Source organism: Roseobacter sp., assembly GCF_024639605.1.
Lineage (GTDB): Bacteria > Pseudomonadota > Alphaproteobacteria > Rhodobacterales > Rhodobacteraceae > Roseobacter.
In genome coordinates, this window is the sequence record NZ_JAHEHZ010000013.1 from 1 (window position 1) to 20686 (window position 20686).

The window sequence follows — 20686 nt, forward strand, 5'->3', positions numbered from 1 at the left end:
CAAAGGACAATATTCTGAAAATCCGCCCGCCCCTGACGATCGAAGCCGATGATGTCGATATGATCGTCGAAACCCTCGATACAGTTCTGGCAGAAGTTGCACTCTGGCAAAGCTGAGCGCTCGCTCAGGTCCTGAGCACTTCGTCGATTGCACGGGCAAGCAGACCGGCCCACTCCGCGACCGCCTTTTCGCTGTGCAACTGGTCGTTACAGACCTCGATAAGGCAGTGACGGATGCCGCGCGGCTCGGCATGGTGCGGGATAAACCAGTCGCCGTCTTCCTCGATCTGATAGGGCTCATTGATGGCAAGGTTCAGGTCCGGGCGAGCGCGTTTCAACGCATCCGGAAAGACCCGCGCTGTTTCCAGGTCGCGACGGCAGAGAAACCCCGCATCCCATTCCCGCCGGTCGCCCCGGCACATCTGCCGGGTGAAACTGTGGACTGAAAACGCGGCACGGCGCGGGTTCTGCGCAAACCCTTCGGCGATTGCCTCGTTCAGCGGGTCAAAGATCAGCTTTTCCCGCTCCCTGCGCGCCGCAGGGCTGAGATTGCTGTTACCCGGAATGACGACATGATCGCTGATCTCGGGGACCGACCCCGGTGTGCCAGGCGGTCGGTTGCAGTCAATTACAAGGCGGCTGTAACGTTGCAGGATAAGCGGCGCGGAGAGTTTGGCCGCGAGAGACCGCGCAAGCCGCTCCGCGCCGATGTCCCATCCGATGTGAAGATCCACCGCCCCCTGCGGCAGCCCCAGCCCATCAAGCTTTGCCGGGATCGCCTTACCTGCATGTTCACACAGAAGCAGAACGGGGGCCGTGCTCTCGCGGTTCACCCATTCCACGGGCGGCGGGTCACTTGGTGTCAGCAGCATTTTTCCACAATTCAGGTCATTCATTTGATTGTCCCGCGCATGCCGTTGCAGACCCTGCGCGACGGCGCCTCACGACCGGTTGGCATTCTGAGCGGGCAGGAGCCCGTCGGGTCTCCAGAGCAACGCAGCAATCACCAGCGCCAGCACGATCGCATCGCGGTACGGAGAGAGCCCGTCAGGCAGAAACGCCTGGGTCAGCACTTCAAGCACGCCGATTACAAAACCGCCGAGCACCGCGCCTCCGAGGCTGCCCAGGCCGCCCAGAACCGTGGCAATGAAGGCCTTGAGCACCGGGAAGAACCCCATCATCGGATCGACCGATCCGCGCTGCGCTGTCCAGATCACCGCCGCGATACCCGCGAGCAGACCTGAGAGCGCAAAGGCCATCGCCACGACGCGGTTGGCCCGCACACCCAGCAGTTTCAGCATCTCCAGATCCTCGGCTGCGGCACGCATAGCCATGCCGGTCGCTGTACGGCGCAGGATCAGGGTCAGCCCGAGCAGCGAGACGAAGGCCACAATGATCGACACCGTCGGCACGACCCCGATGGTGGCCCCGCCGATCTCATAGGTGCCGGACCAGGCCGCGGGAAAGGAAATGGGTACGGGACGCGCAGAAATCGTGTTCTGAAACAGAACCTTGAGGATTTCGGAGACGGCAAAACTGGTGATCAGCAGGGTGACCACATCAGCCCCGCGCATCGCCCGGAAGGCTGTGCGTTCAAGCGTCAGCGCCATGACCACTGCCGCACCGATACCAATGGCCAGAGCCGCCACCGGCGACATGCCAAACGCCAGCGACAGGAAAATTCCATAGCCGCCAAAGGTCATGATATCGCCGTGGGCGAAATTAATCAGCCCCACGATGGAGAAGACGATGGCAAGGCCGAGGGCCAGCATCGCATAAACACCGCCGAGGCTGATTGCGTTGATTGATTGCTGGATGATCAGGTCCATGTCTCAGGCCGCCAGATAGGCTGCCTGGAGCAGCTTGTCATTTTTCAGGTCATCCGGCGCGCCGGCAGCCGCGACGGCACCGTTTGCAAGAATGACCGCATGATCTGCCACATCGAGCGCCAGAGTGGCGTTCTGCTCGACCAGCAGGATTGAAATACCTTCGTCGCGCAGTTCTTCGATGATGGCGAAAATCGCGTCGACCATCTGCGGGGCAAGCCCCAGCGAGGGCTCATCCATCAACAAGAGCCGCGGCCCGCTCATCAGCGCCCGCGCGACAGCCAGCATCTGCTGCTCACCGCCGGACAGAAGGCCCGCGAGTTGTTTGCGCCGTTCGCCAAGGATCGGAAAGCGCTGCATCATCGCGTTCTTGCGGTCGAGTGCTGTGGCAGTGTCAGCCACGACCGAACCTGCGAGTGTCAGGTTGTCCTCGACAGAGAGCGCAGAGAAAACGCGCCTGCCTTCGGGAGAGATGGCCACGCCCGCGCGCACAATGGCGTCGGGCGCAGCCCCTGTCATGTCCTGGCCGAAAATGGAAACCGACCCACCGGAGATCCGCAACGCACCGGCAATCGCCATCACCGTAGATGTCTTGCCGGCGCCGTTTGCCCCCAGAAGGGCTGTGACGCCGCCCACGGCCGCCGTCAGGTCCACGCCCCGCGTGGCCTGAACCGGTCCGTACCGGACGTCGAGCCCCCTGATGGTGAGTGCGGTTTCCATGCCCGCGTTCTTACGGCTTTGGCAGGGTTGCGGGATCGGCTTTGGTCCGTTTCACGAACTCCTTCTCGCCGTCGCCTGTAATCCGCGCCACAACCACGTCACGCAGCGGCATCCGGTCTGTTCCTTTGAATGTAAAATCAGACATGATGCCCTTGCCGTTCTCGATCTCTGCCATGGCTTCGGTCACCGCCACAGGATCTGTCGAACCGGCAGCCGCGACGGCCTGTTCAATCATGTTCACGATGTCACAGCCGTTGACGTAGTAGTTGTTGTCCGGTGTCGTGCCGGTCGCGGCTTTGAAATCGTCGATGAATTTGGCATAATCCGATCCTTCATCCGGGAAGCCGCCGGAGGTATGCACCACCCCGTCCACCACATCACCAAGGCCGCGGACCGTCGGCGTGTCGAGCACATCGCCGCCCATCACCTGCGTGTCGAGACCAGCACCACGCAGCGCTTTGATAAAGGCCGGGAAGTCCGGCTCCCAGGCCCATGTGACGATAACGTCAGGCTGCGGTTCAGCGGCCTTGATGGTTGTCACGATGGCGGAAAAATCGGGCTGGTTGAGAGAATAGTTCGACGTGCCGACGATGTTGCCACCCAGCGATTCAAAGACTTCACCGAAATACTCAGGCCCGCCCAGTGTGTAGGCACTGTCCGGCGATTTCACCAGATAAACGTTTTCCAGACCCTGATCACGGGCGTAGGCTGCCAGTACGGCACCCTGCTGGTTATCCGCCGGATAGCTGCCAAAAACATGCGGACCCACCTGCGTCAGCACCGGCGCTGTACCCGCAAATGTCATGGTCGGGATGCCATCTGCCATGGTGATCTGGGCCGCGGCGATCGTGGGGTCGGCGTCTGCCGAGGAGACGATGAACTGTGCGCCGTCATCCAGCATTTCCTGCACCACTTTCACGCCTTCGGCGATGTCGGAACGTGTGTCTTTGACGATGGTTTTCACCATGTATTCGCCGTTCAGACCGCCGGCTGCGTTTTTCTGGTCGACGCAGAACTGAAAGCCCGCATAAGCCGGTCCGTCGTAGGGGGCCAGATAGCCCGATTGCGCCGACATCACGCCGATCACATAGTCTTCGGCCTGTGCCGCCCCGGTGAGCACCAGTGCGCTTGTTGTGGTCAAAAGCAGTTTCTTGAAAGTCATGGTCTTACTCCTTGTTGCGGTAAAGTTTCTTCTTTGGTTGTTCTGGTTATGGCCGCCGCTGTGCGACCACGACCGATATAGGCCTCGATGACGGCCGGATCGGCGCGCACCTCGTCAGGGGCGCCTTCGGCGATCAGCGTGCCACGATGCATTACCACCGTCCAACCCGAGAGCCGGTTGACGAAGTGCAGGTCGTGATCGATGAGCAGGATACCGATGCCACGCTCGTCGCGGATCTGCATCAGCCGGTCGGCCAGATCATCGGTTTCGGCAGGGTTCATACCGGCTGCGGGCTCATCCAGCAGCAGGATGACCGGCTCCTGTGCAATAGCGCGGGCAATTTCGAGCCTTTTGCGGGCTCCGTAAGAAAGCGCATCCGCGCGCGTCGCGGCAAGATCTCCCAGATCAAAGGCCCGGAGTTCGCGCAGTGCTACAGCGGCGGCCTGTGCGCCGCGATGACCGGCGGCCAGGGCGGAGACAAGTACGTTTTCATAAACTGTCAGCCCCTGGAACAGGCGCAGGTTCTGAAAACTGCGCGAGATCCCGGCGCGGGCCACGTTTTCGGCAGACACCGTGCTCAGATCTCGTCCGGACAGAAGGGTTTTACCACCGTCGGCATGGTACTGGCGCGTAATAAGATTGACGAGCGTGGACTTTCCCGCGCCGTTCGGGCCGATCAGCCCGGTGACGCGACCTGTGGGAGCGGCAAACGTCATGTGGTCCACTGCTTTGACCCCGGCAAAGCTCTTGGAAAGCTGCTCTGCCTCAAGGATTTCTTCGGAGACACGCGCCGGCGCCCGGGCCGGGCTGGTCTCCCGTGAGATCCGCTCGAAGATGCGCGCACCAGCCCCTGGCCCGAGCTCGAACCGGCCCACCAGACCCGTGGGTCTCAGCCATATCACCAGCAGGATCGCCAGCCCCAGCGACACTGTGGTGAGGCCGAACACTTCCGGCAGGGCCACGCCGAATACCTCCACGCCACCCTCGAACTGTCGTACGCCGTCCTGAAGCAGCGTGATCCCGATCACCCCGGTGACCGCGCCGCCAACCGAGGCCATGCCCCCCACGATCATCATCGCCACATGGGCAAAGACCAGCGACAGGTAGAAAGAGGCCGGCGAAAACGCGCCCAGCATATGCCCGTAAAGAGCGCCGGCGACGGTGCACATAGCGCCCGAAAGGCACCAGCTGACGAAGCGCGTGCGCCGCGGATTGATCCCGAGGGCCGCCGCGGCGGCATCATCATCGCGCGCGGCCCTTGCGAACAGGCCTGCGGGGCTTTCGCGATACGCGCGCGCCAGAAGAATGAAGACGACCGCAGCTCCGAAGGCCAGCGACAGATCGACAACCCGTGGCACCCCGAAAAAGGTCTGGCTGCCGCGGGTGATCTCGCGGGCGCCGACGGCCACACCATGGGTGATGATCAGCAGGCCAAGCGATGCAATCGCGGCCGATGCCCCCATGAGCCGTGCTATGGCGGTGCCGCTGATGGCGGCAAAGACGAGGCCCGTAAGTGCCACAACAGGCAGGGCCGTCCAGAGCGACAGCTCGTGCCCGGCCAGAAACGCGGGCAGGTCCGGCAGCGACGTCCGCTGGATCCCCGCAGGCATTGTCAGAATGCCCGAGAGATACGCACCGATCGCCATGAAAGCCCCGTGGCCGAACGAGACGATGCCGGTGTTCCCGCAGAAGACGCCCAGCGCTACGACTGCCGCAACATTGACGCACATCTGCACTGCGATACGCTCTCCGGACCGTCCGAAGACCAGAGTCAGTACCGCCACGGCCACAGCCAGCACCACCAGGCAGACCAGCGTCCGCACCAAGTTCGCGGCACGCAGCCGCGCGGGAAACGTCAGAAGGTTTGCGTCACCCATGCGGCGGGCCTTGCTTTGACGTGCCTCGTGTCATCTAAGACAGCTCATCCAGTAACTCCTGCGTCGTGACCTGACGGCAGTAGCCTTTGATCGCGCGCAGAGACTGATCATGCCGTTCCTGTGAATAGGTCAGGCAGGCATCCGTGACCTGCGTCACCAGATAACCAAGATCACAGGCGTCGCGAATGGCACTTTCCACGCACTGATCGGTAATAAGACCGCTCAGCACGATCTGTTTTACGCCAAGGTTGCGCAGGATGTAGTCGATATGAGTTGAGACAAAGACCGACGAGGAACTCTTGGGCAAAACGATCTCGTCATCCCCGGGTGCAATGTCGTCGAGCACCTTACCGTCCCAGGATCCTTTGGGCACGTTGAAGCCGGAGATTTTGTAATCAAGGCTCCGGTCGCGGCCGTCTCTGGTCAGGCTTTCGATGGTCGTGTAGAGCACTTCAACCCCAGCCGCGCGGCATCCGGTTTGCAGCTTTTGCATGTTCGGGACCACGCGCGATTTCAGCTCTTCGAAAAACCAGCCGTATTTTTCGGTGAATTCCGCATCCGGCATGTCTTTGAATTCCGCTCCGTCGCGTCTGGCGCTGAAATTCTGAACATCAATGAAAAGAAGCGCCGATTGTTCGGGCACAAGCGGCACTTCCCGCGTCAGAACACTCTCCGGGATTGCTTTCATTTCCTGCGTATTCCTTATGAAGCGAATGGTTGCCGGATGAGGGGCAGCCGCGAAAGGATCACCCGCGCGAGCCCCCGCCCCTTCAGGAGGCACCCGCCTTCAGGAAACGAAATAAGAATTTCAGAGTCAACAATATTAGTTGACGTGAAAGCTGAGTTCACACAACCTTGCCCAAACACAAGGCACCCGGACCCCGCATGATCATCCGCGAACGCATCGAGAAAGCTGCTGACACTCTCACGATCCGCGAGCGCAAACTGGCCGCCACTATTCTGTCAGACTATCCGTTCTCCGGGCTTAACCCGATCCACGAGCTTGCCCGCCATTCGGAGGTATCGGCCCCGTCCATCTCCCGTTTCGTGACCAAGATCGGCCTTGAGGGGTATCAGGAATTTCAGCGCGAGCTGATCTCAGAGCTCAAGCAGGGCCTGCGCTCGCCGCTGGATCTGCATGCGCCGGACCGCCCTGTCGAGGGCGGGTTCCTGAAGGATTTCATTGCCAAATCCACCTCGCAAATGGCCATGGCCGCCGATGCCATCACAGAAGAGCAGTTTTTGCAGATCTGCACCCTGCTGACAGATCCGAAGCGGCGCATCTATGTGCTGGGCGGGCGTATCAGCGACACGATCGCCAGGCATCTGACCTTTCATCTGCGGCTCATTCGTAAGGATGTCACCCATCTGCCGACCGATCCGGAAATCTGGCCCGACTACCTGATGCGCATGCGACAGGGAGATATTCTCTATCTTGTGGACTTCCGGCGCTACGAAAAGCGGCTGGAACGCCTTGCGTGCAGCGCCGCGCGCAACAGGAACGCCCGGATCCTGCTGATGACGGACAAGTGGATTTCGCCTGTCGCGAAACACGCCCATGAAGTCCTGCCGGTGCCTATTGACAGCGGCACCCTGTGGGACACCTATTCCGCAGCTCTCGCGGTTACCGAAGCGATTGTGACGCAGATTGCCGAGCATGACTGGGACAAAGCACGCGCCCGTATGGAAGCGTGGGAGAAACTGAGACAGCCCTCAAAGGACGATCTGACATGACTGAGGTTCCGCTCATATTTGCCGCTGTCTGCGACATTGCCGGAAAGGTGCGGGGAAAGGCTTTCCCGGCCGACCAGCTGGAACGCCGCCTTAAGCGGGGGCTCGGCTGGACGCCCACGAATGTACAGATCACCTGTTTTGACCGGATCGCGGAGACCCCTTTCGGCGCTCTGGGAGATCTGCTTCTGATCCCGGACCGGGAGGCATCTGCCGATGTGACGCTGCCGGGAGGACGCACTGAGCGTTTTATCATGTCTGACATCACCACGCTCGAGGGCGCGCCCTGGGATTTTTGCATGCGCTCTGTGCTGAAATCCGCACTGGACCGGTTGCACAGAGTTGCGGGCGCAAATCTGGTCTGCGCCTTTGAACACGAGTTTCAGATCAAAAGCGAAGCGCCGGTGCCAAACCAGGCCTACACCCGTGAGGGGTTTGAGCTGCAGCGCGACCTGTGCGAAACACTGATGGCCGCACTGAAATCGGCCGGGCTGGAGCCTGACAGCATCATGAAGGAATACGGGCCCGATCAGTATGAGGTGGTCGTGGGACCGGCCCGGGGTGTCCGGGCCGCCGACGAAGCCGTCGTGCTGCGTGAACTCACCCGCTCTGCCGCGCGTGCGACGGGCACAGTGGCGACCTTCACACCGATCCGCGATCCGGCCAGTGTCGGCAACGGCGTGCATATCCACATGAGCTTTGTGGATGATAACGGCGCACCCCTTACCTATGACGAGGAAGGCCCCTGCGGAATGTCTGAAATGACCGGTGCTTTTGCAGCAGGTGTGCTGAAGTATCTGCCGGATATCGTCGCGCTGACCGCGCCGTCGGTGATTTCCTATGAGCGTCTGACCCCGCATCGCTGGTCCGCTGCCTATAATAATCTGGGGTTTCGCGACAGGGAGGCCTCGCTTCGGGTCTGTCCGGTGACGGCGAAAGACCCACAGTCAATCGCCCGTCAGTTCAATCTCGAATACCGCGCGGCGGATGCGGCAGCCTCGCCCTATCTGGCGCTTGCCGCGATCATTCATGCGGGCGCGCAGGGCGTTGAAGAAGGTCTGAAAGCGCCTGCACCGACCGAAGAAGATCTCTCGCTTCTGCCGCCCGACGAGCTGGACGCCAGAGGATACGTGCGCTTGCCGGAAACGCTTGAGGCGGCCCTGTCGGTTTTTGAAAAAAATCCGGTTGTGACGGGGTGGTTCCCGGATGCTTTCGCCGCTGTCTACTGCGCGCACAAAAAGGCCGAAATCACACACCTGGCGGAGATGGATACGCCGGCACGCTGCGCGGCCTATGAAAATACTTACTGAAAGGGCGCTGTGTCGCCTGCCCTGTGCTTTCGCCGCGGGAACACTAGCTCAGCACTGAAGTGACACCAGCCAGAGGAGGCAGAACGCCATGTCCTGGATTTCAACATCGTTTATGGGCCGCACGGCCGCTGCAAAGGGCGCCGCCGGAGCAAAACACCGGCTGAGCGAGGAGGACCAAGGTACTTTCCATTATGTCTACGGGCCCTATTCCGAGCCGGTACTGCGGATTTCTCCCGGAGATGTGGTCGAGGTGGAAACGCTGGATGCCTTCGGCGGTGCGATCACCAGCGAGGAAGATCTGCCCTCCGACGTGCTGAACATGCCCTTCGTCAATCCGCAGAACGGGCCCATTGCCGTCACCGGCGCGGAAAAAGGCGATGTGCTGGCCGTCCATATCCACTCGGTCCTGCCACGCGGGCCGCAACCTGCAGGCACCACAGCGCTGATTCCCAGCTTCGGCGCTCTGGTTGCTGATGCCAGTATGATGCTCAATCCGGCCATCACTGAGCGCGTCAAGAAGATGGATGTGACTGAAGATGGTGTCCGTTTCTCTGACCGCATCACGCTGCCGTTTGAACCTTTCATCGGGACCATGGGCATCAGTCCGGAGATCGAGGCCGTGTCCTCGCTGCAACCTGACTACTGGGGCGGTAATATGGACCTGCCCGATGTGGCCCCGGGTGCAGTGGTCTATTTCCCGGTGCAGCGGCAGGACGCGCATTTCTTTGTCGGTGACTGTCACGGACGCCAGGGTGATGGCGAGCTTTGCGGCGTGGCGGTTGAGATCCCGGCGACGGTCGTGCTGCAGATCGATCTGATCAAAGACTGGGCGATCCCCGGCGTACGGCTGGAAACCGAAGACTTTATCATGTCGGTCGGATCAGCCCGGCCGATGGAGGACGCTGCCCGCATGGCCTACCGTGATCTCGTCCGCTGGATGGTCGAAGACTACGGCTTTGAGGAGTCCGAGGCCTATTTTCTGGCGACACAGGCCGGGAAAATGCGCGTCGGCAATATGGTTGACCCCAAGTACACCCTCGGAGCGTCAATGTTGAAAAAATATCTGGTCTGAAGGAGTTACGTGATGGATCTGGGATTAAAGGAACGCCGCGTTCTGATCACCGGTGGCACCAAAGGCATCGGGCGCCACTGCGCTGAGATTTTCGCAAATGAGGGCGCGCATGTGGCGATCTGTGCACGCGATGCAGAAGCAGTCACAGACTGTGTCGATGCGCTGAAAAGCAAAGGCGTCACCGCATACGGCGCAGCCGTCGATGTTGCTGACAAGGCCGCGCTGGAGGCCTGGGTCGCGGATGCTGCCGGTGCCCTCGGTGGCATCGACATGATCGTGGCGAATGTCTCGGCGCTCGCCGTTGCTGATGACGAGGCCGCCTGGGAAGCTGGGTTCGCCGTGGACATGATGCATTCGGTACGGCTGGTGAATGCAGCGATGCCCTGGCTGGAGAAATCCGATGCGGCCTCGATCACGCTGATTTCATCTGTCTCCGGACGCGAGATCGACTTTACCGGGCCGGCCTACGGCGCGTTTAAGGCAGCCCTCGTGCACTATGCCCAGGGCCAGGCGATGAAACTGGCACCACAAGGCATCCGCGCCAACACGGTTTCGCCCGGCAATACGTACTTCGAAGGTGGCATCTGGCAGTCGATTGAGCAGAATAATCCTGAGCTTTTTGCCGAGGCCATGAGCCTGAACCCGATGGGGCGTATGGCGAGCCCGGAGGAGATTGCCCGTGGTGTGGTGTTTCTCGCAAGCCCCGCCTCAGCCTTCACCACGGGCACCAATCTGGTGATTGACGGCGCCCTGACAAAAGGGGTGCAGCTTTAATCTGCTCCCTGAACCGGCTGAACCGTCAACTGATATGATGGCGGGTCGTGGTACACATAACAGTTGACCAGGGCCGGCGACCCTGTTGTGAAACGCCCGGTTGCGCGTTGGTCTGTTGGGGCGGTGCGCCGGATCCATGTGATTTTTCCGGCAACTTCACCTGCTCTGTTTCAGTCTGCCCTGAGTGCTCCGGCATGCGCGCGGCCCTGTCTGTTCAGGCCGGCTCTTTTGCCGGGCATCACAGAATCGGTCCGACCGTCGCAATGACGTTGTTCCAGATCCGGCGCTGCGGTGACCAGGCAAGAACCTGCGACAGATCAACCTGCACTGCGCTGGAAATATATTCTGCCTGCCGCGCGCAGACGGCATCTGTGACAGTCTCATCCTGAAGTATGATGTTGTTTTCATAATTCAGATCAAAACTGCGCAGGTCGAGATTGGTCGATCCGATTACAGATACCTTCCGGTCCATGGTGAAGGTTTTGGCATGGAGCAGGCCTCCCTCGAACTCATAAATAATGCAACCTGCTTCCAGAAGACGGCGGTAATAGCTGCGGCTTGCTGCCGCGACAACCCAGCTGTCATTGCGCGCCGGGAAGATCAGGGTCACCCGAACACCGCGATGCGCAGCAGCGCAAAGCGATTCCAGCAAGGTCGCATCGGGTACAAAATAGGGGGTTGAGATTGTGATCCCGCTCCGGGCACAGGAAATCAGGCTGGAGAAAAGCTGTGGTGTTGCCCCACGGCGCATTGTCGGACCGTCGCCCACAACCAGCGCAGGGAACCCGCCTTTCCGCGCAGACTCCCCGTTTGGCAGTTTATCGAATTTCTCGCCCGTCGCCGCCGTCCAGTCGAGAATGAAAAGTAACTGGTTCTGCGCGACGACGGGCCCTTCAAAACGCAGCATAATATCGATCCACGGCGCAAACCTGGGCTTCACCCGGAACTCCGGATCGGCGGCATTCCGGCTGCCGCAATAGGTTATCCGGCCATCAATCACGGTTATCTTGCGGTGATTGCGCATGTCGAGGCGGCTGGTCAGGATCGTGCGAAGAGGATTGCTGAGCGACAGCGATACGCCTGTGTGCACGCCGGCTTCTGCCATCCGCTTCCACAATGGCGAGGCGACGAATTTGCGCGATCCCAGACCGTCGGCCAGCGCGCGACAGGTAACGCCGCGACCGCTTGCGCGGATGAGCGCCTCTGCAATGCGCGTCCCGGTCAGGTCATCAAGCCAGATGTAGGTTAGTATATGCACATGCTCTGTCGCGCCGTCGATATCCTGCACCATCCGGTCCAGCGTCTCGTCAGGCGTGCCCATCAGTTCCGCGCGATTATCCGGCACAGGATGCAGCCCGTTTATCGAAGCCGCGTATCTGAAGGCCGGCGTATATGCGGCCTCGATCAGGCCGGAACCGATTTCCGGGTCGCCCGGGACATCTCCGGCAAGCAGCCTGAGTTCTGCCAGGATCTTTTTGCGTTCGTTACTTGCCCGGTGCCCGATTTCGACCTCTCCGAACAGAAAATAAGTGGAACTGCCGACGTAGGGCACGACATTGATCACGATGAACCAGGCAAGCCTCGCCGGCGGTGACAGGTCATCACGCAGCAGAATCCGGATCGTGAATGCGACGACCAGCAAAGCATGGCCGGTGGTCAGTAAAATCAGCACGTTCTGCGGTCTCCCGGGATGTCAAAATCCAGAACGACCGGCAAATGATCGGAGGCACGGCGCGCTTTCAGCGATGTGTGGACGCCAAAGGTCAGGGCGGTCACGTCGCCGCATAAGACAAACCTGTCCAGCGCGGCCACACGACGGCTTGCGTGAAAGCTCAGACCAGGAGTTATCACTTCATGTCCGCCCACCGGCAGTTGCCGGCCCCAGTGGTTGAAATCCCCCGCGATGATGGTGGGAATGCCTGAGTTGCCGGCGTGGGCGCACAGGGCGTGCAGCTGTTGCTTTCTGATCCCTGTGGTCAGCGCCAGATGCGCGCCCACCACGGCAAAACCGTTGACATCAAAGTGTGCAGCAATCGCGCCGCGCGGCTCCCGTGCGGGCAGCGGAATGCGCTCCGTGCCCGGCGGCCGGAAACGGCCCGCCCTGTAGAGAATGGCATTGCCATGCCAGCCATGGCTCTGACCGGTCAGGGAATGTCTGGCAAGAATAAAACCGTGCTCATCACGCAGCCGGTCCAGCGGCAGGACGCCGGGGCGCTGGCCAAGGCGTTTATCCGCCTCCTGAAGCACCACGATATCCGCATCCATTTCCCCGATGACATCCACGATCCGGTGCGGATCACGGCGCCAGTCCAGTCCGACAGCTTTGCGAATGTTATAGCTTGCAATTCTCATCCGTGACCTGGTGCTCTGGTCCTTGTGTCCCTCGTCATTCTGGCAGGACGCGCGGGGACATGGAAGTGCTTCGCCGCAGCGCGCGGTAGGGTCGCCTGCGAAATCCTGCTGCCGGCCTTTGCGCAGCCGGGTTCTGACCTTGCACAGCCTTTTGCAGGAGAAAATCTGATGCCCGCACGGACGGCCACACCAGGCCCGGGGGCCAGGCGCGCGCTCCGGTCGCATGAGCCGTTCTGCAAGGGCATATTGCAGTTGCACCAGTCCGCATTTGCGTTCATATTCTAAAAAATGAATTTGTAAGGATGACGCTATGCTGACGCGCAGAGGTATAATGCGATCTGGTCTTTCATTGTCCGCTCTGGCGGCTTTTCCCGGTCTTGCCCGGTCGGACCTGAGCCTCGGGGAAGCGACGTTGACGACAGTCAGTGACGGAAACCTTGTGCTGCCCGGAGATTTCATATTCGGGCCGATGCCAAAGGATGAGCTGGCGGTTGTACTCCGCGATTTCGATGTGTCGCAGGAACGGCTGACACCTGAATGCAATGTGACCCTCTACCGCGACGGTGAAAATATCGTTCTCTTCGATGTGGGTGCCGGGCCCGACTTTATGCCGACGGCGGGCACTGTAACTGCGAGCCTTGATGCTCTGGGTCTTGCACCAGCGGATATCACCCATGTCGTTTTCACCCATGCCCATCCCGATCACATATGGGGGCTGCTGGACGATTTCGATGAGCCGCTGTTCTACGAAGCAACTTACATGATGGGCCGGGCCGAATGGGATTACTGGTGGAGCCCGGACACGGTGAACACAATACAGGAAGAGAGGGTCGCGATGGCCGTTGGCGCAAAGCGCCGGATGGAGGCCATCGAAGGGTCGGTGCAACTTTTCGGGGACGGCGAGGAAATACTGCCCGGGATCAGCTCTGTTCTCAGTGCGGGGCACACGCCCGGCCATATGGCCTTTGAGGTACGAAACGGGTCCGAAAGCGCAATGATCGTCGGCGATGCGATCGGCAACCACCATGTGGCCCTGCGGCGGCCGGAGTGGCTGAGCGGATCTGACCAGGACCCCGAAACGGCGGTCAGGGCACGAAAAATGCTGATCGACAGGATCGTCTCCGAACAGCTGCCGGTGATCGGCTTCCATCTGCCTGACGGCGGCATGGGCCGCATTGAGCAGGCACCGGACGGCTATACTTTCCTTTCCGGAGATATCTGATGCACAGGGTAATCGCTGCTTTCTTTGCTTTTCTCCCTGCCGTGCTGCAGGCGAGCGAGGATATTCCCGATCAGTACCCGGGCTCGCCGCTTTACGCCAAGCCCGTCGAGGTTATCCCGCATGTCTGGTCTGCCATTGGCGCCACCGCCCCGCCGACCTATGAAAACAGCGGTCACAACAATAACCTCAGCTTTATCGTCACCGGAGACGGTGTGATCGTTATCAACGGCGGTGCAGCCTATATTCTGGCAGAGGCTTTGCACCAGGAAATCCTGAAGGTGACCGACCAGCCCGTGAAACTGGTCATCGATGAAAACGGCCAGGGCCATGCCATGCTCGGCAATTCCTACTGGTCCGAACAGGGAGTGCCGATCCTGGCGCATGTCGATGCAGCACACGAAATCGAAGAGAACGGGCCACGCATCCTCGAGAGTATGAAACGGTATAACCAGGATAAAGCTGAAGGCACCTTTGTCGCCGCCCCCACCGAGACCTTTGAAGACAAGCGCATCATAGAGATGGGCGATTTCCGCATCGAAGTGCTGCACCTGGGACCGGCGCATGGACCAGGCGATACCCAGGTCTGGCTGCCGGAGCAGGGTCTTGTTATTGCCGGCGATATGGCCTTTCACGAGCGCATGCTGCCGATCTTTGATGACACCGTCGCGCTGGACTGGATCGAGACCTGGGAGTGCTGTTTCGAGGCGCTGAACGCGACCTATGTCATTCCAGGGCACGGACACCCCACCAATATGGCGCAGGTCAGGCGGTACACGCGGGATTATCTGGTCTATCTGCGCGAAAAAATCGGCGAGCACCTGGAAAACGGCGGTGACCTGAAAGACGCCTATTACGTCGATCAGACCCCTTTTGCCCATCTCGATACCTATGAGGAGCTGGCGACCCGAAACGCCGGCCGGATTTACGAACAGATGGAATTTGAGTAATCCTGAATTAGGAACGCTATAGCGAATTCCGGAAAGCCGGTGTTACTACGGCGTTGGCACAACCGCGCAACCGGAATTCTGTTCTCCCGCAGGAAGCATCGGCAGAACAATCTGACCGGCGGCCGCGCTTGACAATCAGCCTCAGAAGCCCAATTTCCAGCGCTCTGAGGAGTGCTGCTGATGCTGCTTGAATTATATGACCTGTCGCTGCCCGTTCACACATTGCACCTGCTGTTCGCTTTGGCGATCGGTGCAGTTTTCGGGGCCTGTGCTCAGATTTCACGCTTTTGTCTGAGACGTGCGGTCGCCGGTGAAGGCGGCCCGGATTCATCGGCGGCATCGGTCTGGATTTCAGCGCTCGCCGTGTCGGTCGGTGCGTTTGCTGCGGCCCGCTTCACCGGCTTTGTGGAGGTATCAGATCACCGGCTGATGTCCGCAAACATTCCGGTACTGGCAATCGTAACCGGCGGGGTGCTTTTCGGGGCCGGGATGGTACTGACGCGGGGCTGCGTATCACGCCTGACAGTGCTCAGCGGCACCGGAAACCTGCGCGCGGTGGTTGTTCTGGCGGTCTTTGCTCTTGTCGCGCATGCAACACTCAAGGGCGTGCTGGCGCCCCTGCGCACGGCACTGGGGTCGGTGTCTGTCGATCTGCCGGTTGGAACGCTTGCCTCCGCACCCGGCGTCGCGCCTGCGCTGAGCATTGGTCTGATGGGTCTCGCGCTTTACCTGGCCCGATCCAGCGGCACGCGCCCTCTTCACATCCTGCTCGGCGGCGTGATCGGGATGGTTTCGGTCGCCGGATGGATGACCACGAGCGTGCTGCTCTTTGATGAATTCGATCCGCTGCCCGCACAATCTGCTGCCTTTACACTGCCCTGGTCGGACACGCTTTTCTGGTTCATTGCCTCCTCTGCGATCCCTGCAGGCTTCGGCGCCGGGTTCATCGGTGGTGTGGTGCTGGGCAGCTTTTCAAGCGCCGCGTTGCGCGGTGAACTGGCCTTGCAAAGCTTCACCGCACCCTCAGAGACACTCCGTTACATCAGCGGTGGTGCCCTGATGGGACTTGGGGGCGTGCTCGCGGGCGGCTGCACTGTGGGTGCCGGTCTGAGCGGTGGGGCCATGCTGAGCGTTTCGGCCCTGCTGGCACTCGGATCAATCATCGCCGGTGCCGCTCTGACCCGGCAGTTCCCGGCATTCCGACGAGGCGCCCGGGCTCTTGCCTGATAACGCCCCGGCCATCATCAGATCTCTCCGAAACAGTGAGGCGGCGGGCCTGACGGACCGCTTATTCCGCGACCCTGAGACAAGGCCCGCTGATCACATCATCCCGGATCAGCGCCCATAGAAGGCTACTGGGCGGCCATCGGCCGTCTGGCGAGTGCACATTGCGTCCAGAGTTCGGCCAGGGCGGTCACAAGGTGGTCTGTGTCCGCATCGGAATGAACCGGTGATGGCGTGATCCTCAGCCGCTCGGTGCCTTCGGGTACAGTCGGATAATTAATCGGCTGGATATAAATCCCGTAATCACGCAGGAGAATGTCGGAGATGTATTTGCATTTCACCGGATCACCGACAACCACGGGAATGATATGGCTCTCGTTGTCGATATGCGGCAGACCGATATCGTCAAAGCGCGCGCGCAGATCCGCGACCTGTTGCTGGTGCGCGATCCGCTCTGAGCTGCTGCTCTTGAGATGACGCACTGCAGCTGCTGCACCCGCTGCGACGGCTGGTGGCAATGCGGTGGTAAAGATGAATCCGGACGCAAACGAACGGACAAAATCACACAACTCCGGAGAGGCGGCGATGTATCCGCCCATGACACCAAAGGCCTTTCCCAGCGTTCCCTCAATAACGGTCAGCCGGTCCGTTAATCCCTCACGCTCCGCAATACCGCCACCGCGCGGACCGTAAAGACCGACCGCGTGAACCTCGTCCAGATAGGTCATCGCGCCATAGCGGTCCGCCAGGTCACAGATCCCGGCAACCGGCGCAATGTCGCCATCCATCGAATAGACACTCTCGAACGCAATAAGTTTGGGCTGGTCGAGCGGCAACGCCTGCAGCTTTGCTTCGAGATCTGCAAGATCGTTGTGCTTCCAGATCACCTTCTGCGCACGGGAATGTCGGATACCTTCGATCATCGACGCGTGGTTTGATGCATCCGACAACACAACACAGTCCGGGATTTTCTGCGCAAGCGTTCCGAGAGCCGCCCAGTTCGACACATAACCCGAGGTGAAAAGCAGCGCAGATTCTTTCCCGTGCAGATCGGCGAGTTCGGCTTCCAGCAGCACATGGTCATGTGTGGTTCCTGAAATATTCCGGGTGCCACCGGCACCGGCGCCGGTGCGGTCCAGCGCCTCGTGCATGGCCGCAAGTACTGCAGGGTGCTGCCCCATGCCCAGATAATCGTTAGAGCACCAGACTGTCACATCGCCCGCACCGCCATGACAACGTGCTTTGGGGAAAGCCCCTCGATACCGTTCAAGTTCGGCAAATTCGCGATAGTTGCCGCTGTCTATGAGGTCTTCCAGACCCGCGCGGAAAAACTTCTGATAGTCCATCAGAAAGCGGCGGCCTCTGCGACCAGGTCCGCAAGGAACTCCTCGACCTTGTCCATGGATCCCTGAGGATAATCGCGGTGGCCGATGATGACCTCACCGTCCCGCGAAGCCACAAAGATGTTATAGGGACAATGCACGATGTTCATCGGATCGGCCTCCATGACTTCCCGCGACAGAACGGCAGAACAGAACAGAAAGACATCCGCCGCCTCAAAGATTACCGTATCGGATCCGAGATCTGCGCCGGTTCGCGCCAGCATTTCGCCCACGTGACTGACATGATCGATGACGAGCCCCTTTGCTACGATCGCGCTTTCAACGGCAAAAGTCGCATCTTCAAAGCTGCCATCATAAGGCGTGATCACTGCTTCCTGTGCGGTAGCGGTGCCCGCTGCGATGGCAAATAGTCCTGAAATCAGATGTTTCATATTTCCTCCCGGTAATGTGCCTGCCTGCAGCGTCAGCTCTGTGTTGCTGCCGGCCGGTCTGCAACGCCCGGCTTTCACATACTCCGGGCTCAGGCAGCCCTGACAGGCTGCCCGGATCTGCGCTTAATGCTATCCGTCAAAGCTTTTCAGGTACGCAATGACAGCTGCGATATCCGCATCATCTTTAAGGCCGGGAAAGCTCATCCGTGTGCCCGGCATATGCTCTTTGGGGTTTTCCAGAAACGCCACCATTTCTTCTTCGGTCCAGTTACGGCCTTCGGTGGCAGCTTCCTCAAAAGCGTCGGAATATTTGAAGCCGTCAACAGCGCCGAAGGTGCGACCAGTGACACCGGTCAGTAGCGGGCCGGAACGGTTTTTTGCCCCCTCCCCGATCTGGTGACAGGCTTTGCACTTCCGGAACACCCGCTCACCCGCTTCGATCATTGCATCGTCTGATGCCGAAGCTTCTGTTCCGGCGGTGGCATCCTGCGCGGGCTCTGCCGAAAAGACCGGGCCATCGCCGGTTGAGGCGTCGTTCATCACGGACTCGCCCCCGTCCTCGGGGGTCACATCAAGGAAAGTCGATCGCATCGTGATCGACACCGATTCCTTACAGTTCTCCATGCACGGATCCAGACGCCACGCGCTGTATTCCCGCTCAGGGCGGTCATCGACGACAAAGCCGTCGGCGTTGTACATCTCCACGTCGCCAAAATTCTCGTGGCTGAGTTCAAACTCTTCGTCGACGAGGTCATTTGAATAAAGAATATAGGCAACGATCGCATAGACATCATCATCGCTGAGCGTCTGCGCCTGACCAAACGGCATGGACCTGTGCACATAATCCCACACCGTTGAAAGATACGGCCAGTATGAGCCGACCGTCTTGACCGGATCCTTGCGGGCCAGTGTGTCAAAGCCGCCCGCGAGCACCGGCCAGTTGCCGACACCCTCGGCAAAATCACCGTGACAGGAAGCACAGGCCTCCGCGAATTTTTCCTCGCCGGTAAACACGTCGCCGCGGCCTTCGGGCAGACCGCGACCGTCAGGCAGCACATCCACGTCCCAGGCGGCGATCTCTTCATCAAGCGCGGTTCGGCCGAGGCCGTATCCGTCACCCCGTTGCGGGGCCGGTGCCGTCAGTGACAGACCGCCGGTTCCGCGTTCCGCCGTGGCGGCCTGAATTTCGCTGACCCTCGCCTCAAGGGCTGTGGCACGGGCAGTTTCGGCGTCCGCCTCCTCCCGGGCCGTCGCGGCGGCACCAGTGGCCTCGTCGATACGTGTTTCGATCTGCGCAATCCGACCCTGCAGAGCGGCGACTTCGGCGTCTTCGTAATTACGCGCTGAGAAGACGGCGACTGCCCCGAGCACAATTCCTGTGACACCCAGTGCGGGCAACAGAATTTCAGGAGACTTCGACATTTTCAGCAACCCCTTCTGCGTTCACATACCAGGTCTGGATGCAGTTGTTGTGATAAACTGAGTTCTCTCCGCGCTGCTCGCGCAGCTGCGTTTTTGTTGGCTGCACATATCCGGTCTCATCCATTGCGCGCGACTGAAGAAGCATCTCTTCGCCCGACCAGGTCGTATCAAGGTAGAAACGTGTGAGAGCCTTGCTATCGCCCTGCTTGCCCAATCGCGCTGTTTCCCATGACATGCCGCCGTCTTTGGAGACATCAACGCGTGTGATCTGTCCGTGTCCTGACCAGGCCAGACCCGAGATGACCATCGGCCCGTGCCCGTGTCCGATCGGCGATTGCGGGCTGGGTGATGTGATCACCGATTTTGCGTCCATCACCCAGGTCCATTTGCGGGCGATACCATCTTCGTAGACATCGGTATATTTTGACGTCTCTTCACGGCTGCCCACGGCCATATCGGTTACCTCTATGCGGCGCAGCCATTTGACCCACATGTTGCCTTCCCAGCCGGGTACAACAAGCCGTACCGGGTATCCGTGCTCCATGCGCAGGGCCTCGCCGTTGGCTTTGAAGGCGACCAGAACGTCATCCAGCGCCTTTTCCATCGGAATTGACCTGCCGTTAGAGGATGCATCCGCGCCCTCGACATACACCCATTTGTCCGCAAGATCACCCGCTGCCCCGAGCCCTGCCTCGTTCAGCAATGTGCGCAGGGGAACGCCGGTATATTCCATGTTGTGGATCATCCCGTGCGTGAACTGCACGCCGTTGAGCTGGGCACCTGCCCATTCCATACCGGTGTTTGCCGCGCACTCACAGAAGTACACGTGATTTTCGCGCGGAAATCTTTCTATGTCGCTGTAATCAAAAACCAGCGGGGTATCGACGAGACCGTTGATCATCAGCCGGTAGTCTTGCTTGCTCAGCTCAATTGCCCCCGAATGATGCCGCTCAAAGGCGCAGCCCTGCGGGGTGATCGTGCCGTCCAGCGCATGAATCGGGGTAAAGTTAATCGATGAGATCGGGGACGCCGTCAGCCACTCCACATTGCGTCGTACCACGTCTTCCTCAAACCGGATCGGCAGGCCATAGGGCGTTTCATCAACACCCGCGCCGGTGTAGATCGCCCAGTCCTGTGTCTCGGTGATCAGCGGATCCGCGCCGTTGGCACCGGCAGCACCCGCCAGCCCTCCGGCGGCCATTGCGGCACTGCCCCTCAGGAAAGCACGTCTGGATGTATTGGTCAGCTTACGGTTCATGCTCCAGGATCTCCTT

The 20686-nt window shown here is 60.1% G+C and carries 19 protein-coding genes; 7 read left to right on the top strand and 12 right to left on the bottom strand.

The window, feature by feature from the left end:
• Nucleotides 1–124 precede the first annotated feature (124 nt).
• Genes Q0M35_RS03075 through Q0M35_RS03100 form a run of 6 tightly spaced genes read right to left on the bottom strand, consistent with a single transcriptional unit; the run spans nucleotide 125 to nucleotide 6272 of the window.
• Nucleotides 125–895, bottom strand: a complete 771-nt coding sequence (locus Q0M35_RS03075; RefSeq protein ID WP_295312064.1) for an N-formylglutamate amidohydrolase — start codon at nucleotides 893–895, stop codon at nucleotides 125–127.
• Nucleotides 896–940: 45 nt separating this feature from the next.
• Nucleotides 941–1828 (bottom strand): branched-chain amino acid ABC transporter permease, encoded by an 888-nt coding sequence (locus Q0M35_RS03080; protein WP_295312066.1) that lies wholly within the window; start codon nucleotides 1826–1828, stop codon nucleotides 941–943.
• Nucleotides 1829–1831: 3 nt separating this feature from the next.
• Complete coding sequence (locus tag Q0M35_RS03085) at nucleotides 1832–2545, bottom strand: ABC transporter ATP-binding protein (protein ID WP_295312068.1); 714 nt, start codon at nucleotides 2543–2545, stop codon at nucleotides 1832–1834.
• Between the two features lie 10 nt (nucleotides 2546–2555).
• Complete coding sequence (locus tag Q0M35_RS03090) at nucleotides 2556–3707, bottom strand: ABC transporter substrate-binding protein (RefSeq protein ID WP_295312070.1); 1152 nt, start codon at nucleotides 3705–3707, stop codon at nucleotides 2556–2558.
• On the bottom strand, nucleotides 3704–5584 hold the full coding sequence (locus Q0M35_RS03095) for a branched-chain amino acid ABC transporter ATP-binding protein/permease (RefSeq protein ID WP_295312072.1): 1881 nt from the start codon (nucleotides 5582–5584) through the stop codon (nucleotides 3704–3706). The genes Q0M35_RS03090 and Q0M35_RS03095 overlap by 4 nt, the downstream gene beginning before the upstream one ends.
• 34 nt (nucleotides 5585–5618) lie before the next feature.
• The gene (locus Q0M35_RS03100) at nucleotides 5619–6272 is read right to left on the bottom strand and encodes an isochorismatase family cysteine hydrolase (RefSeq protein ID WP_295312074.1); all 654 of its coding nucleotides are present in this window, start codon (nucleotides 6270–6272) and stop codon (nucleotides 5619–5621) included.
• A gap of 197 nt (nucleotides 6273–6469) precedes the next feature.
• Between Q0M35_RS03100 and Q0M35_RS03105 the strand changes: the two genes are divergently transcribed.
• The 4 genes from Q0M35_RS03105 (at nucleotide 6470) to Q0M35_RS03120 (ending at nucleotide 10471) form a co-directional block, all read left to right on the top strand.
• Nucleotides 6470–7318: a MurR/RpiR family transcriptional regulator gene (locus tag Q0M35_RS03105; protein ID WP_295312076.1), complete on the top strand. Its 849-nt coding sequence runs from the start codon at nucleotides 6470–6472 to the stop codon at nucleotides 7316–7318.
• On the top strand, nucleotides 7315–8625 hold the full coding sequence (locus Q0M35_RS03110; protein WP_295312077.1) for a glutamine synthetase family protein: 1311 nt from the start codon (nucleotides 7315–7317) through the stop codon (nucleotides 8623–8625). Before Q0M35_RS03105 ends, Q0M35_RS03110 begins: the two co-directional genes overlap by 4 nt.
• 88 nt (nucleotides 8626–8713) lie before the next feature.
• Nucleotides 8714–9697, top strand: coding sequence for an acetamidase/formamidase family protein (locus tag Q0M35_RS03115; RefSeq protein WP_295312080.1), 984 nt, complete (start codon nucleotides 8714–8716; stop codon nucleotides 9695–9697).
• A 12-nt stretch (nucleotides 9698–9709) separates the two neighbouring features.
• Nucleotides 9710–10471 carry an SDR family oxidoreductase gene (locus Q0M35_RS03120; protein ID WP_295312085.1) on the top strand — a complete coding sequence of 254 codons (762 nt, stop codon included), beginning with the start codon at nucleotides 9710–9712 and terminating at the stop codon, nucleotides 10469–10471.
• Nucleotides 10472–10709: 238 nt separating this feature from the next.
• Here Q0M35_RS03120 and cls read toward each other — a convergent pair whose 3' ends face one another.
• Both cls and Q0M35_RS03130 read right to left on the bottom strand, forming a co-directional pair.
• On the bottom strand, nucleotides 10710–12143 hold the full coding sequence (gene cls, locus Q0M35_RS03125) for a cardiolipin synthase (RefSeq protein ID WP_295312087.1): 1434 nt from the start codon (nucleotides 12141–12143) through the stop codon (nucleotides 10710–10712).
• The gene (locus tag Q0M35_RS03130; RefSeq protein WP_295312100.1) at nucleotides 12137–12823 is read right to left on the bottom strand and encodes an endonuclease/exonuclease/phosphatase family protein; all 687 of its coding nucleotides are present in this window, start codon (nucleotides 12821–12823) and stop codon (nucleotides 12137–12139) included. Before Q0M35_RS03130 ends, cls begins: the two co-directional genes overlap by 7 nt.
• A gap of 310 nt (nucleotides 12824–13133) precedes the next feature.
• Here Q0M35_RS03130 and Q0M35_RS03135 point away from each other — a divergent pair, with 310 nt between their 5' ends.
• From Q0M35_RS03135 to Q0M35_RS03145, 3 genes are all read left to right on the top strand, one after another.
• On the top strand, nucleotides 13134–14045 hold the full coding sequence (locus Q0M35_RS03135; RefSeq protein WP_295312103.1) for an MBL fold metallo-hydrolase: 912 nt from the start codon (nucleotides 13134–13136) through the stop codon (nucleotides 14043–14045).
• Entirely contained in the window at nucleotides 14045–14992 is a 948-nt protein-coding gene (locus Q0M35_RS03140; protein ID WP_295312105.1) for an MBL fold metallo-hydrolase, read from the top strand. The genes Q0M35_RS03135 and Q0M35_RS03140 overlap by 1 nt, the downstream gene beginning before the upstream one ends.
• A 180-nt stretch (nucleotides 14993–15172) precedes the next feature.
• Entirely contained in the window at nucleotides 15173–16219 is a 1047-nt protein-coding gene (locus Q0M35_RS03145) for a YeeE/YedE family protein (protein ID WP_295312107.1), read from the top strand.
• 125 nt (nucleotides 16220–16344) lie between these two features.
• Here Q0M35_RS03145 and hemA read toward each other — a convergent pair whose 3' ends face one another.
• The 4 genes from hemA to soxC form a co-directional block, all read right to left on the bottom strand.
• Nucleotides 16345–17562, bottom strand: coding sequence for a 5-aminolevulinate synthase (hemA, locus tag Q0M35_RS03150; RefSeq protein WP_295312108.1), 1218 nt, complete (start codon nucleotides 17560–17562; stop codon nucleotides 16345–16347).
• Nucleotides 17562–17990, bottom strand: a complete 429-nt coding sequence (locus Q0M35_RS03155) for a DUF302 domain-containing protein (protein ID WP_295312110.1) — start codon at nucleotides 17988–17990, stop codon at nucleotides 17562–17564. Before Q0M35_RS03155 ends, hemA begins: the two co-directional genes overlap by 1 nt.
• 129 nt (nucleotides 17991–18119) lie before the next feature.
• The gene (locus Q0M35_RS03160; RefSeq protein ID WP_295312112.1) at nucleotides 18120–19412 is read right to left on the bottom strand and encodes a c-type cytochrome; all 1293 of its coding nucleotides are present in this window, start codon (nucleotides 19410–19412) and stop codon (nucleotides 18120–18122) included.
• Nucleotides 19396–20670 (bottom strand): sulfite dehydrogenase, encoded by a 1275-nt coding sequence (gene soxC / locus Q0M35_RS03165; protein ID WP_295312114.1) that lies wholly within the window; start codon nucleotides 20668–20670, stop codon nucleotides 19396–19398. Before soxC ends, Q0M35_RS03160 begins: the two co-directional genes overlap by 17 nt.
• Nucleotides 20671–20686 lie beyond the last annotated feature (16 nt).